This window comes from Paenibacillus silvestris, from assembly GCF_009882985.1.
Lineage (GTDB): Bacteria > Bacillota > Bacilli > Paenibacillales > NBRC-103111 > Paenibacillus_E > Paenibacillus_E silvestris.
Genome location: NZ_WTUZ01000002.1, coordinates 272 through 14,375, shown reverse-complemented (window position 1 = coordinate 14,375; position 14,104 = coordinate 272). Strand labels below are relative to the sequence as shown.

At 50.8% G+C, this 14,104-nt stretch carries 12 protein-coding genes; 1 reads left to right on the top strand and 11 read right to left on the bottom strand.

Going from position 1 to position 14,104, the window contains the following annotated elements:
• Nucleotides 1-28: 28 nt before the first annotated feature.
• Genes ggt through pucL form a run of 6 tightly spaced genes read right to left on the bottom strand, consistent with a single transcriptional unit; the run spans nt 29 to nt 7,395 of the window.
• On the bottom strand, nt 29-1,624 hold the full coding sequence (gene ggt / locus GQF01_RS00510; protein WP_161404738.1) for a gamma-glutamyltransferase: 1,596 nt from the start codon (nt 1,622-1,624) through the stop codon (nt 29-31).
• Complete coding sequence (locus GQF01_RS00505) at nt 1,618-2,862, bottom strand: pyridoxal-phosphate-dependent aminotransferase family protein (protein ID WP_161404736.1); 1,245 nt, start codon at nt 2,860-2,862, stop codon at nt 1,618-1,620. The genes ggt and GQF01_RS00505 overlap by 7 nt, the downstream gene beginning before the upstream one ends.
• Entirely contained in the window at nt 2,849-4,141 is a 1,293-nt protein-coding gene (locus GQF01_RS00500; protein ID WP_328803373.1) for a M20 family metallo-hydrolase, read from the bottom strand. Before GQF01_RS00500 ends, GQF01_RS00505 begins: the two co-directional genes overlap by 14 nt.
• A complete protein-coding gene (locus tag GQF01_RS00495; protein WP_161404734.1) occupies nt 4,134-5,531 on the bottom strand; it encodes an allantoinase in 1,398 nt (465 codons plus the stop codon). Before GQF01_RS00495 ends, GQF01_RS00500 begins: the two co-directional genes overlap by 8 nt.
• A gap of 40 nt (nt 5,532-5,571) precedes the next feature.
• A complete protein-coding gene (gene uraH, locus GQF01_RS00490) occupies nt 5,572-5,928 on the bottom strand; it encodes a hydroxyisourate hydrolase (RefSeq protein ID WP_161404732.1) in 357 nt (118 codons plus the stop codon).
• 3 nt (nt 5,929-5,931) lie between these two features.
• The gene (gene pucL / locus GQF01_RS00485) at nt 5,932-7,395 is read right to left on the bottom strand and encodes a factor-independent urate hydroxylase (RefSeq protein WP_161404730.1); all 1,464 of its coding nucleotides are present in this window, start codon (nt 7,393-7,395) and stop codon (nt 5,932-5,934) included.
• Nucleotides 7,396-7,696: 301 nt separating this feature from the next.
• Between pucL and GQF01_RS00480 the strand changes: the two genes are divergently transcribed.
• Nucleotides 7,697-8,464 (top strand): hypothetical protein, encoded by a 768-nt coding sequence (locus GQF01_RS00480; RefSeq protein WP_161404728.1) that lies wholly within the window; start codon nt 7,697-7,699, stop codon nt 8,462-8,464.
• A gap of 182 nt (nt 8,465-8,646) precedes the next feature.
• Here GQF01_RS00480 and GQF01_RS00475 read toward each other — a convergent pair whose 3' ends face one another.
• The 5 genes from GQF01_RS00475 to GQF01_RS00455 form a co-directional block, all read right to left on the bottom strand.
• The gene (locus tag GQF01_RS00475; RefSeq protein ID WP_161404726.1) at nt 8,647-9,576 is read right to left on the bottom strand and encodes an ABC transporter permease; all 930 of its coding nucleotides are present in this window, start codon (nt 9,574-9,576) and stop codon (nt 8,647-8,649) included.
• A 52-nt stretch (nt 9,577-9,628) separates the two neighbouring features.
• Nucleotides 9,629-10,750: an ABC transporter permease gene (locus GQF01_RS00470; protein ID WP_161404724.1), complete on the bottom strand. Its 1,122-nt coding sequence runs from the start codon at nt 10,748-10,750 to the stop codon at nt 9,629-9,631.
• Entirely contained in the window at nt 10,747-12,255 is a 1,509-nt protein-coding gene (locus GQF01_RS00465; RefSeq protein ID WP_161404900.1) for an ABC transporter ATP-binding protein, read from the bottom strand. The genes GQF01_RS00470 and GQF01_RS00465 overlap by 4 nt, the downstream gene beginning before the upstream one ends.
• A 307-nt stretch (nt 12,256-12,562) precedes the next feature.
• A complete protein-coding gene (locus tag GQF01_RS00460; protein ID WP_161404722.1) occupies nt 12,563-13,096 on the bottom strand; it encodes a chromate transporter in 534 nt (177 codons plus the stop codon).
• The gene (locus GQF01_RS00455) at nt 13,093-13,683 is read right to left on the bottom strand and encodes a chromate transporter (RefSeq protein WP_235958721.1); all 591 of its coding nucleotides are present in this window, start codon (nt 13,681-13,683) and stop codon (nt 13,093-13,095) included. Before GQF01_RS00455 ends, GQF01_RS00460 begins: the two co-directional genes overlap by 4 nt.
• Between the last annotated feature and the right edge of the window lie 421 nt (nt 13,684-14,104).

Here is a 14,104-nt window from a genome sequence, read left to right as displayed (position 1 = left end):
ACACCTCGCTTTACTAAGCATAATCGTGTTACCAGCCGATCGCTAAGCCGTCACCACGCGGGTCCGCAGCTCCGCTCATGAAGCCCCTCTCATCAATGACAATCCCCTGCGCTTGACCCATAAGGCCATCCCATGCATTCACTGGCTCAACATGGTGCCCCCAGCTTTGGAGACGGGCATACACGTCATCATCGAGACGATGCTCCAGCTTCAAAGCATCTCCGTCTTCCCCCCACGTACGCCCGTAAACCCAACGAGGCAGTGCTATCGCTTCTTGTATCGACAGTCCATAGTCCAGCACACCAGTCAGGATGGAAAGCTGCGTCTGCGGCTGCCCTTCCCCGCCTTGCGTGCCATATAGCATATATGGCTTACCTGCCTTGCTGACAATAGCCGGCATCAACGTATGGAAGGACCTTTTTTTCGGCTCCAACACATTGGCACATGCAGGGTCCAGCGAGAAAAATGATCCCCGATTTTGCATAATCATTCCCGTATTCCCCGGCACATACGCAGCGCCAAAGTCGAAATACAAGCTTTGAATGAAGGAAACCGAGTTGCCTGCTTCGTCAACCACAGCTGCATAAGCTGTATCTTGGCCGATGGCTGGAGACAGATGCTCACTTACCTTATAAGGCTTATCTTGTATCGCCTGCCAGAGCTCCTTGGCATAAGCCTTGGACAGCAGACGCTCCAGCGGAATCTCTCGAAAGTTCGGATCTGTCAAATACAGATCACGGTCTTTAAACGCCTTCTTAATAATTTCTGACATGATATGATAAAAGTTCGCTGAAGTCCTGGGAACCGCATTTACCTCTATATTTTCCAGCATATTCATCATCATTAGCGCTGTGAATCCTTGCGAGTTCGGCGGCATTTGATAAATGTCATATCCACGATACGTGCTGGAGATCGGCTTCACCCATTCTCCGGCATAACTCGTGAAATCCTCCTCCTGCAGCAATCCGCCATCCTTCTGCATACTTTCCACAACAGCCTTCATGACGGCACCCTTGTAAAAAGCCATTCGGCCATCCCGCCCAATCTGGCGCAGCGTCTCAGCCATCTCTTTCTGAACCAGTCGCTCCCCTTCCTTCAAAAGCTCACCACCAGGCATATAAAGCGAGCTAAGCTGCTTAGAGGACCGAATCCATGCTTCATCCTTCTGCATCCAGAAGCGTAAATTACGCGAAATCGGAAATCCCTTTTCTGCATAGGCAATTGCAGGCTCCAACAGCTTCTCCCACGGCAATCTGCCGTATTTCTCCCACACCTGCCACCAAGCATCCACCATGCCGGGCACAGTGATCGCGCTCAGAATCCCTCTCTGCGGAATCGCTTGCAAGCCTTTAGTCTTGTAGACATCAGGATTCGCTAATGCTGCAGACTTTCCGCTTCCGTTGAAGCCCGTATAAGTACCTGTGGCTGCATCATACATCAGGAAGAAAGCATCCCCGCCAATGCCCGTCATGTGCGGATAAACAACACCTAGAGTCGCGCTAATCGCAATCGCACTGTCATAAGCATTGCCTCCCTGCTGCAAAATCGCGCTCCCCACGCTGCTTGCCAAATAATGAGGCGTAGCAACCATGGCACGTTCCGCTCGCGGCATGATGTTTAACATGGCTGTTCCTCCTCCTTGCGAGCATATAGATTTAGAGCTGCTTGCAGCGCTGCACCAACATTCACATCGACTTTATGCCAGAGGAGAACAGCCTCCAGAGCACCAAGTACGTGCAGCACGTTCTTTTGATTACAACTAAAGCCCATCGTACCGATTCGCCAAATTTGACCTTTTAGCGGCCCGAAAGAGCTGGCAATCTCGATCCCGAACGTATTCAGCAGCATGGCACGCACGGACTCGCCGTCAATCCCTTCCGGAATACGGATGCAGGTTACGACTGGCAGCTTGCAGGCCGGGTTCCCGTATAGCGTAAGCCCCATGGCTTGCAGCCCGGCGACCAGTGCAGCTTCATGACGCTGATGCCGAAGGTAACGTTCCTCCAGTCCCTCCTGCAGGACTAGGCGCAGCCCTTCGCGCAACGCATAGAGCATGGATGTCGCTTCCGTGTGATGATTGAGCCTCTTCGGGCTCCAGTACTCCTGCAGCATGCCCAAGTCAAAATAATTGCTCGCCACAGGCTTTAAGCCAGAAACTGCCGCCCCTTTCTCGCGCAGCCCCCGTTCAATCGTTTTGCGCCGTAACACCTTGGCTTCGACACGATCATTATAAGTGATCGGCGACATCCCGGCCGGAACAGACAGACATTTCTGCGTCCCGCCAATGACAGCATCAAGCTGCCAAGCATCCGTCTGTACCGGGACACCTCCGATTGTTGCTACCGCATCCACGACAAGCAGCGCATCAGCTTCCCGGCATGCTGCGCCAATGCCATCCATTGGCTGGATGCAGCCTGTAGACGTTTCACCGTGAACCATCGCTACAATGCTCGGTTTCTCCCTTTGGATCGCGTCAATGATCTCCTGTGTGTCGAACACAGAACCCCACTCCCGCTCCAACATGAGAACCTCTGCGCCGCAGCGTTCAGAGATTTCCACAAGCAGATGACCGAAACGTCCATATATGGGTACAAGCACCTTATCTCCAGGTTCAATGACACTTACAAGTACAGCTTCAATACCAGAACGCGATGTGCCATCTACTGGAAAAGCCCAGTGATTGCTTGTTTGAAACACCTCGCGAAGCATTTCCATCGTTTCATTCATAAGTTCTGTGAATTCTGGATCGAACTGCCCCAGAATGGGATATGACATGGCACGAAGTACCCGTGGATCGACCTCTACAGGTCCGGGCGTCATAATGGTTCTTAGTGAGGGTGACAAGTCCTTATAGCCTTTCATCTGCTTTCCCCCCATAACCATATTGATGCAAAACGTGAACCAGTGTGTGGAATCCAGCAATGAGATCAGCCGCTTCCGTAAATTCCTCAGGACTGTGGCTTATGCCGCCAACACTTGGTACGAAAATCATCGCCGACGGACAAAGGGGTCCGAACAGCTGAGCATCGTGCCCTGCACCGCTCGGCAGCCGCATATTCTGAATTCCGGCAGCCTCACAAGCAGCCTCAATGGCATTCGAAAGTCCTTCCTGCATAGCAACTGGTGAAGCATGTAAATTTTGAACCGTTTCTATAGTAAGCCCTCTTCGCAGTGCGATTTCTTCGAGCTTTGTTAGCAATCTTACACAAAATGTACGCATCTCCGGCTCGTCAGTATGCCTAATATCCAGTGTGAACTCCACTTCTCCCGGCACCACATTGGAGGTTCCCCGCTTCACTTCCAAACGTCCCACAGTAGCAACAAGCGGTTCCCCTGCCTCAAGGGCCATCTGCTCCGTTATTGCCACCATTTCTGCCGCTCCAGCAAGCGCATCCTTGCGCATCCTCATTGGCGTTGTTCCCGCATGATTGGAGCTTCCTGATACCTGCACAGTCAGTCTAATTTGGCCAACGATGGCCGTTACAATGCCAATTTGTTTCTTTTTGTAGGTTAAAATAGAACCTTGCTCGATATGAATCTCAATATAGCCGCCAATGAATTCGCGTTTTGCCGGATACGGCTGCCCATTCGCTGTGGCATCAAAGCCAGCTTGCCGCATCGCCTCAAGCAACGTAACGCCGTCTTGATCGGCAATCTCAGTCGCAAGCAGCAAAGATCTTGTACCTGTGACATGCCCTGAGCCCCAGTAGGCCAGCGGGAAACGACTTCCCTCTTCTTCACAGAACGAAACAGCTTCTAATGTCCGCTTCGGCGTCCCATAAGCTGCTTTTAAATAACCGAGTGCCATCATCGAGGCGACGACGCCGAATGCGCCATCGTATTTGCCGCCGTTCTTGACCGTATCGATGTGCGATCCGGTCAGTATCGGCTTCGTTTCTGGCTGACTGCCTGGCAATGTACCAAATACATTACCAACCGCATCGAAATTAGCTTCCAGCCCTAGTTGCTGCATTTTGCTAATAACCACTCGCTGCGCCTGAAGCCATGGATCTGTATAAAGGAGCCTAGTCACTCCTCCTTCTGCATCAGCTCCATAGGAAGAAAGCTCCTCCAGCTCCTCGAGCATCCGCTCTCCGAATTGGGACAGCAGATCGTGTGAATTCGGTACTTTTTTAGCCACCGACCTCACCTCCAACGATCATTATGGGACGTATCCACGCACCCTCAGCCTTCTCCGCAGCGCCTTCTCCAAGCTCATACACCTTGCTCCCGCGACAGAATGTCGCCTGCACACGGCACTCGAACGTCCGCCCCACATAGGGACTATGCTTGTGGCGGTAAAGCAAATCATTCGCCTGCAGGGTATAGCCCCTGCTCATATCAACCAGCGCGAAGTCGGCATCTGCGCCGACAGCAATAACCCCCTTGCGAGGATACAGGCCAAACCGCTTGGCAGGCTCAAGCGAAAGCATCCTCGACAGATCAGGCAGCGGCACATTCTTGCGAAGATGCCCCTCATCCAGCATTAGCTCCATGGAGCTCTGCGCCCCGGAGATGCCGCCCCACGCTTCGAAGAAATCCCCCTGCTTCATGGACGTTGGGCATGGGGAATGGTCCGAAGCGAGAATATCGAGCCGCCCGGCTATTAGCTCCGCCCACAGCCGGTCTTGATCTTCCGCCGTGCGCAGTGGAGGCGCGCACTTCGCGACAGGTCCCAGCTGCTCCAGGTCGGCGCTGGTCAGTGCCAAATAATGCGGACACGTTTCCACCGTGACGTCCAGCCCCTTGGCCTTCGCCTCCGTGATGGCCTGCACCCCTTCCGCGCTGGAGATATGCACGAAGTGCAGCCGGCAGCCCGTCTGCTCGGCGTAGCACAGCGCGCGGTTCACCGCTTCCAGCTCCGCAGCAATCGGCCTCGTCGCGACGAAGTCCAGCGCTCCGCGTCTGCCTTCCGCTTGAGCCTTAGCGGATCGCCTCGATACGATCTCTTCGCTTTCAGCATGCAGAGCGAGCACAAGCCCTAAGCGGGCGATCTCCTTCATCCCTCTATAGAGGGTTACGTCGTCCACCTCAGCGAAAATATCTTCTCCTTCTCCGCCAGGACAAGACATGAAAGCCTTGAAGCCAATGACCCCGGCTTCTGCCAGCTCCTGCAGATTCCCTATATTGCCGGGAACCAATCCTCCCCACAGGGCATAATCGACCACGGAGTGTCCTTTGGCTGCGGCCAGCTTTTGTTCCAGAGCGCTAAGCCTTACCGTTGGAGGTACGCCATTAAGCGGCATATCGATAAATGTTGTACATCCGCCTGCTGCGAGAGCTGCCGAGCCTGTGGCGAACCCCTCCCAGTGACCAAGCGAAGGTTCGTTGAAATGAACGTGAGCATCTATCATGCCGGGCAGAATATGCAAGTGCTCCGCCTCATAAACAGGCGTTTGCCCCGAGTAGTTGAGGTTTTCACCTAGCGCAGCAATCTTGCCGTCCAGAATACCTATATCCACCTGCCGCACGGCATCTATGAGAACAACGGTACCTTTGCGAATCACGAGGTCAAACTGTTTATCATCCATGCGAAATCCTCCCTCGGACATAGATATAGCCCCGTTTCTACTAGCTTCCTCTATATGTGTTATACCCCCATGGTGCAATCAAGAGAGGGACATGATAATGGCTATCTGCTGCCGCAACGCCGAACCGGATTGGTACTTGATCCAGAAAAGGAGGATCGGATAGATGGACTCCCGTCTCCCTGAAATAATCACCGACATGGAAAACTAACTCATAGGTTCCAGCTGCAAAATCTTCCCCACTTAGCATCGGTCCCTGTAACCGGCCATCTGCATTCGTGACTTCCGCTCGAAGAAGCTCTGCCCTTCCTTCCTGAAGTCGGTACAGCTCTATACGTACAGCTTTGGCGGGTCTGCCTTGGCTAATATCCAGAACGTGCGTTGTTAATCCGGTGCTCATCACTTATAGGCCCTCCAGATCACGTTTTGTCATCGAAAAACCTTGAAAACCATACGGCGGTCTCGGCTCGGTGAACACCTTTCCTTCACCTGTCGTTGCCTGTTCCAGGATCGTTTCCCATGTACGGTTATTCGATTCGAACCGAACCTCTTTTAACTGTGGAAACCGAAGTAACGCGCGTTGTCCGATACGGTAGATGAGATTCTGAATCGATGGCGAGTGCTGCTCATGAAAGACCGTATGTGCGATGTCCCGAATTTGCTCAGCAGCCACATAACGTCCCAGATCCGAGTCCAGCGCATCCTCCACCTCTTCATAGCTCCAAGCGATATCCAGGAAAATAAAGAGCGGGCGGTCATAAGATTCCGGCAGTGTTGTATACTCATCTCGCACAAAACCTGCGAATGAACTACCCTTCACCTTGATTAGCTTCAAATCCGCTATACCGCCTTCATGCTCCAGAATAGCGATGCCATCATCCGTCCGCGTAATCTCTACCTTGGCTGTCGGGTGCTCATTTTGTGAATATCGGTATACCAGATTCCCATTCTCGAAGCCTTGGGCTCCCGGTACCGGCAAAACATCAAAAGCCACTTGATCAGCTGTCATTTTCACACCTGTCATCTGAGGATAAGTCTCTAGCAGCTTCCGGCTTGCGAATGCGAGGAATCCTTCAGCCGTTGCACCTTCATATTCTCCAGCTTTGCGCAGGATGAAGTTTTTCATGGAGTCCGTAGCCACGACCAGCGTGTTATCCCCTTCTGTAAAAGAAGTGAAAAACTTCTCTCCGCTAACCGCCACCTTGATATTCATCCCAAAAAGGATATTGTCTCGTCCCACAAAACTAGACTCAGGTATTAACGTAAGATTGGTTAGCGGCTTTGCGTAGGACCTGTACACCCATACGTCACCTTTCCCGTAGTACATGATTCTCTCAGACCCGTTCTTCATCGCTATCCCCTCCGCTTCGTCTACTAGTACGGCCTCTAGGCGGAACCGCCCGATTTTGCAAACCTCCTGTAAAGCCTTGCCCATTTCCTCCTTCACCTCGCGATGAATGCGGTAGCTTAGCGCTTCACGAATCGTCTCCTTGGTCTGACCTTTGACGGCCATGATGAACGGGAACTGAAAAGCGTCCGTATACGCTTTGTTAAGCTGAAGAAACTGCTCATATTCTTCAGGTGATAGCTGGTTAAGGCCTGCTCCGGCCTGCTCATTGACGGAATGATCCGTCATGCGAACGCGAGTTCCTAGATCAGGGTGAGCTCGCAGCAGAGCCAACTGCTCTTCCCGATCTGCGCGCCACACTTCCCTTTCTAGACTGCTGATCAGATCCTGTTTTGCTATATAAGGCCTAGAGCTCCACGCCCGCTCTGCCACCCAAGGGGAGTGCTCAAACAAAGGTCCGAAGGCCTCGACGAACCTTTCCAGTGTTAGTTCATTCACTTCCTGAAGCGTTAGTGCCACTACCCATCACCTCGATAACGATGTAAATGTTAACCATTCTTGTTCAAGATTTGTTTCATTGTAAATGCGTCATCCCCATGGGTCAATTTATATGAAAGAAGTTTGTAAAGTTTCATAACATCTGAAACTTTTTTTGTGAAATTGCAAAAAAGCCGCTAGGGACAAGGCGTTCTTCCCTAACGGCTTCTTTTTTTGACGAAATAATTGATGATCTTGACATAATCGATTCGTCCAAGCCAAACGAATCTATTTTTCATTCCCTATATTAGTAACTTTAATACTATTGAGAGTGGTGATAGAAATGGCCTTTACAGTTCCTGTAATCGGCATATTCACTAGTGGTGTAGCGTCGGGCAGTACTCCTCAGCAGCGTCAAGCAAGACTTGCTGCAGATATTGCCCGTTCCAACGAAGCATGGGGAAGTGGCTTTTTCCCAGGCGTAATCTGTAGTATGAACTTTGTTGCTGCCGGTCGCTTCATCTCAACTACGACCATAAACAGCCGATCCGTGAATAGTCTAGAAGATCCAAGGCTTGTTGCTCTGATTGATTCGACGAAGAGGCAGACAAACAACGCAACAGCGTTATATGTTGTTTATGTTAGCGGGGAATTTCTGACTAGTTCTGGTACCGTCGTTGGTATAGGAGGACCTAGATTTAAATTTTTCCGCAGCACCACTGATTATGGACTGTATGGACATATTGTGATGAGTGATGGGGCTCTAAATACGTACGCGCTTCCACATGAAGCTGGACATTGCTTATTCGGCCGTTTTCTGAATTCTAATCCAAACAGCTTTACGATTAATGACCCTTCGAACCCTGGGAGTGCGCACAACAATAACCCCCAGAATCTCATGTTTCCCGTTCTTCCTGCAAGGAACCCATTCATTAACTCTGCTCAGTGCGTAACAGCCAGACAAAGTAAAATTGTATTGCAAAATACTTCAGCAGCACGCAGGAAAACCGGAAATAATCTGCAAATGGTCAGAAAGCTCAATAGAGCGATAGCGACTAGAATTAGATATATGAAAAAAACGATAGTGCGCCGTTCACTAAAGAAAAAGTAACGCTATAGCTTTCATGCTCCGTTATAGCTGTAGCCCTCTACCTCCGCTCTCACAACAGCCAAAAAAAGTATCACCCTCACGGGGATACTTTTTTTGGTTTACTTCCAATAGCCAGCATGCGCGGCAACCGCAAACCAACTCGATATGCTGGCTCATTCATCTGCTGCCCTCCACATTTTCGCCTAAAACCTTTGCTCCCTAATATAGGGAACACCCAGCGCTTCCGGTGCGCCCGAAGGTTTATTGCGGTTACGCCACCCGAGGAACATAAGAACGAGAATGGTCACGATATAGGGAATCATTTTCAGAAAATACGAAGGAATATGGCTCCCAATCAGCTGCACACGGAACCCCAGAATATCCAGAACACCAAAGAAGTACGCACACACCAAAGCCCGAATCGGGTTCCATCTGGCAAAAATAATAAGCGCCACGGCAATCCATCCGCGCCCGGACGTCATCCCTTCATTCCAAGTCGGCGTGTACACAAGGAGCAAATCTGCTCCTCCTAGACCAATCAGCATAGAACCAATGATCATGCAGCCGTAGCGAATCGCGACAACGGGTATGCCCATGACATCTGCGGTTGCAGGATTATCCCCAACAGCTCTCAGATGCAGCCCCCATGAAGTCCGATGGATGAACAGATGCATCACCAGCACCAGCACGAAACTAAACCAAGTAAACAAGTCCATATGGGCAAAAATCTTCCCTATAAAAGGCACATTCTCCAGCCACGCCAAATGAAGCTTCGGCACCGCTCCAGTCAGCGGCTGCCCGCTCACTGGCTTGCCCAGGTATGCGCTAAGACCAGTACCGAAAATCGTCATCGCCAGCCCACAAACCACTTGATTGGCATGCAGCGAGACACAAAGCACCCCATGCAGCAGACCCAGCAGTCCACTCACAACTAGTACACAGAGAATAGTCAAAGCTAAATTCCCAGTATGTATGTACAGGAGACAAGAGGTTACCGCCCCCATCAGCATCAACCCTTCTGCTCCTAATTGGGTGATACCGGACCTCTCGATTAGAATCCCGCCTAGTACGGCCAGTAACAGCGGGGTTCCCGATGAAATGGCCGAAACAATTAATTGCGTAATGATCTCCACCGCTTTTCAGCCCCTCTCTTCCGTCCACTGTTGTTGCAAACTATTCGACGATTTAACGGTTACGACGCATCCGCAATTTCCCCGCCATACCGCCTGCAATCAGGAAAAACAGGATAGCCCCTTGAATCATCGACGAAATCGAAGACGGGAGGCCAATCGTTTGTACACTATATCCCCCAACAATCAGCCCGCCAAAAAGGACCGACGAAACCACCAGACTAACCGGATTCAGCTTCGCCAGCCACGCCACAATAATAGCCGTATACCCATACCCCGGAGAAATACCATACATCAGACGATGCGCCACACCCGATACCTCCCCCATGCCAGCAAGCCCAGCCAACCCTCCGCTAATGACCATCACGATCAACACATGCCTGGAAATCCGAATACCAGCATTACGCGCCGCTTCTGCGTTCGCTCCAATAAGTCGAAGTTCATAACCCCAACGTGTATAACGGATGATGAACGCATAAAGCAGCACACCGATTATGGCAAAAATGATGCCCATATGCAGCCGCGAAGCGCCAAAAGTAGGTAGGGATTGCGCCGCAGTGAACATGGGCGAGCCTGGGAAGTTGAAGCCCTTCGGATCTTTCCATGGACCGAATACTGCATAATTCAAGGCGAGCAGTGCCACATAATTCAGCATCAGTGAAGTAATCAGTTCATTGACTTGAAAATAAGTCCTCGGAATCGCCGTCAACAAGCCCCAAAGTCCCCCCGCCGCGATGCTTGCCACCACCATACAAGGAATTGATAGGTATATAGGCAGATGTGGAAAATAGATCGTTATCGCCGTCGCCGCCATCGCACCAGCCAGAAACTGCCCTTCCGCCCCGATATTCCATACGGAAATCCGGTACGCAATGGATACCCCCAAGCCGCACAGCAGCAGTGGAATCGCTTTAACCAACGTCTCCGTCAGGCCAAAGGAAGAACCAAAGGCGCCTGTCAGCATTTTGGCATACACAGTAATTGGGTTCATACCGTTCAATGAGATAAAAATACCGCAGGCCACCAGCGCCAAAACGATGGATACAACGGTAATCCACCATGGACTTTCACGACCCGCTGGGTCAATCTCAAACCGATACGGCAGGCGTAAGCCCGATTCCCGTTTGACGACTTTGGTTTCCACCCGAATGGTTCCAGCCGCTTGTTGTTCACTCATCCTGCGTCCTCCTCCACTGACCCTGCCATCAGCATACCGATATATTCGCGGTTCGCTTCCTCTCGGGGAATATTGCCCACGATGCGCCCGCCATACATGACCATAATCCGATCCGATAGCTGCAGCACCTCATCCAAGTCCTCGGATATGAGCAGCACAGAGCGCCCCTTGTTCCGCAAATCCTCTATCAGATCATGCACGCCGGCAGTCGCTCCGACATCGAGCCCTTGCGTTGGATGCATGGCTACCATCAGCTTCGGTTCAAGGTCAACCTCTCTAGCGAGGAGCAGCTTCTGTTGATTGCCTCCCGACAAGTAACGCACAGGCGCATCAATTCCAGGCGTCTTCACATCAAAAAGCGCAACAAGCTTCTGCGACCATTTCCGATTGTTCTCTGTGCGAAGCAGCCCGAAGCGTGAGCGTTCAGGGGAGCGATACGATTTGAAGAGCAAGTTATCGACGGCACCCAAACTTCCGGCGAGTCCGCTCTTCATCCGATTTTCCGGCACATGAGCTATGCCCTGCTCGATCGCTCCCCGTACGGAGCCATTGCGCAGCGGGTTGCCATCGAATCGGATGTCACCGTCTTTCCATGTGCGAAGTCCTGTTAGCACTTCCGCGAGTTCTTTTTGCCCGTTGCCAGAGACACCGGCTATACCGACAATCTCCCCTGCCTTCACATCGAAATGAAGCCCATCCAGCACTTTACGCCCATGATCGGCGTAAACGTTCAAACCGCTCACCACCAGCATAGGACTGCCCGCTGGCTTCTCCCTTACAACAGTTCGGTCATTATTGCTTTCTTGCCCGACCATTAGCTGCGCCAAATCGCGTTCGCTCGTCTCCGATTTCGCCATTGTTGCAATCATCTTTCCTTTGCGCATTACGGAAATATGATCCGAAGCGAACATCACCTCTTTCAGCTTATGTGTGGTCATAATGACGGTCTTGCCTTCCTGCTTCATGCGGTTCAGCGTTTCGAACAGCTGCTCGACTTCGCCTGGCGTCAGGACCGATGTCGGTTCGTCCAAAATAATGAAGTCAGCGCCGCGGTACAGTGTCTTGACAATCTCTACCCGCTGCTGTTCGCCAACGGATAACTGCCAGATCGGCCGGTCTACTGGAAACGGCAGCCCGAAATGTTTGGAAATCGCCTCAATCTCCTCCGACTTCCGAGCTAACCAACGCGGTCCTCTCCAGAATGAGGAAGCTTCCCCGAGTACAATATTCTCCGTGGCCGTTAACGTCTGCACGAGCCTGAAGTTCTGAAACACCATGCCGATTCCAAGCCGCATAGCATCCTTAGGTGAGCGAATACGCACTTTCTCACCGTGCAAGTGAATTTCGCCATGTGTGGGTCGGTACACTCCTGAAAGCATACACATCATCGTGCTTTTGCCGGCACCATTTTCCCCGAGCAGCGCATGGATTTCTCCGGCCTTTGCCCGAAAATTCACCTCATCGTTCGCGACCACGGAGCCGAATTGCTTCACAATCTGGATCATCTCAACGGAATACTGCTCCTCTTTCTTCAACCGCGCGCCTCCTCTTATAACCGTATATGCTCAAAACAGCATCTCCCCACGAAGGATCTGCTGCTGCTTCTTACCACTATCCATTTTCCTCACTATACTGTTCAGGTGAAATCCACGTCAATTAACATCACATCTTATTAGCGCCGCTCACGAAAAATCTATCTCACTTTGTGCTAGCCGCCAAAATCGAGTCAACTTACTTAACGCGAATGCAAAAAAGAGCAGCCGCAAAGCGTCTCTACAGACGTTTTGAAGCTGCTCCTTAGCTAATCGCTATTTAGGAAAGAAATATGCCGCCGTATACAAAGCCGGCCACAATCACAAAAGCAGGATGAATCTTTCTCTTTTGAATGAGATAGAAGGCCACTGCCGCGATGCCAATAAACTGTAGATATCCGATTGCCTTAGTAGACTCCACCATGCTGCTCCATGTTACCAGCACCATCATGATTGCGATCACGGGCTGCACAAGCAGCGTCATCCCTTTGATCACAGGAGATTGCTTATATTTCTGCAGCATATTCAGTAAAATGATTAGTGCGATAATCGACGGAACCACCGTTGCTGCCACAGCGATCAATACCCCGATCCACCCGCCGAGTTGAAATCCAACATAAGCGGCAATTTTCGTTGCGATCGGTCCCGGCAGTGCATTTCCCAGCGCCAGCATGTTAGAGAACTCACTGCTAGTCATCCAAGCATGGTTCGTTACAATCTCCTGATACATCAAGGGTATCGAGGATGGTCCTCCCCCGTATCCAAACACATTAGCCAGAAAAAAACTAACAAGTAAATGCCACCATTCCATCATGCGTCCTCACCTGACCCAAGTTGTTTCTTCTTCCACTTATCCTTGAGCTTATGATGGAAGGAACCGTATAGGAGAAAGAGGAAAATGACAATCGCCGGATGCACAGAAAAAGTCTGCAGCAGTAAGAAGGAGATTACGAAAAAAGTAATACCTGCTACCCAGCCTAATCCCTTAATGGCTTTCTCCCCAAACTCATACGCCATGACACCCAGCATTACTGCCACGATGGGTACAACAGCCGCGATCATCCCTTTGATCACATGTGACGTACTAAAAAATTGAATAAACGAATACAACCCAACCATCGCGACACAAGTAGGCACAATGTGTGCTAGTACCCCAACTGCGGCTCCACTTGTTCCTTTAAGCCGGTAACCCAGATACCCTGCTAACTTCGTTGCAATGGGCCCTGGCAGTGTATTCGCTATCGCCAGCACCTCCATGAACTCTTCATCCTTCATCCACTGAAAGCGCGTCACTGCCTCATAGCGAACTAGCGGGACTATCGATGGCCCACCGCCATATCCCAAAATCCCCGTACGCAGCATCGCCATCCCAATCTGAACATAGGTATTTCCCACACGCATCACTCCTCTCTCTTGTTGCAACTTCAGCATCTATCTATGTACTTACATGGGCTGCATCAAAGCAAACTTCGCCTTATTGTAATATAAGTTTAAATGATTTATTTGATTCTATCTGCACTTTTGTTAAAATGACAAACAATGTTTGGTTTCTTTGGGTCCTCACCTTATTAACAGACACACTTGCATCACCTAATATCTTTCATTCATCCAGACTTGCTGCAAAAGGTGCAAGTAATTATCCTCCCCATCCTCCGCTTGCTAGCTCAAATGTAAAAAGTACAGCTAATCTCAAGTAATTCAGTCGATTCTGACGTTTTAGCTTAATTTAGCTGTAGGAAATGCAGGTAATCGATCAAAATGCAGGTAGCAGTGCTACTTTTACTGTACTTTTTACAGTTGTGCTGCTGGGGAGTCTCAGCTG

Coding starts and splice junctions, on each gene's coding strand:
- ggt (WP_161404738.1), bottom strand. CDS start 1,624: ATGTTAAACATCATGCCGCGAGCGGAACGTGCCATGGTTGCTACGCCT.
- GQF01_RS00505 (WP_161404736.1), bottom strand. CDS start 2,862: ATGAAAGGCTATAAGGACTTGTCACCCTCACTAAGAACCATTATGACG.
- GQF01_RS00495 (WP_161404734.1), bottom strand. CDS start 5,531: ATGGATGATAAACAGTTTGACCTCGTGATTCGCAAAGGTACCGTTGTT.
- uraH (WP_161404732.1), bottom strand. CDS start 5,928: ATGAGCACCGGATTAACAACGCACGTTCTGGATATTAGCCAAGGCAGA.
- GQF01_RS00480 (WP_161404728.1), top strand. CDS start 7,697: ATGGCCTTTACAGTTCCTGTAATCGGCATATTCACTAGTGGTGTAGCG.
- GQF01_RS00470 (WP_161404724.1), bottom strand. CDS start 10,750: ATGAGTGAACAACAAGCGGCTGGAACCATTCGGGTGGAAACCAAAGTC.
- GQF01_RS00465 (WP_161404900.1), bottom strand. CDS start 12,255: ATGATCCAGATTGTGAAGCAATTCGGCTCCGTGGTCGCGAACGATGAG.
- GQF01_RS00460 (WP_161404722.1), bottom strand. CDS start 13,096: ATGATGGAATGGTGGCATTTACTTGTTAGTTTTTTTCTGGCTAATGTG.
- GQF01_RS00455 (WP_235958721.1), bottom strand. CDS start 13,683: ATGCGTGTGGGAAATACCTATGTTCAGATTGGGATGGCGATGCTGCGT.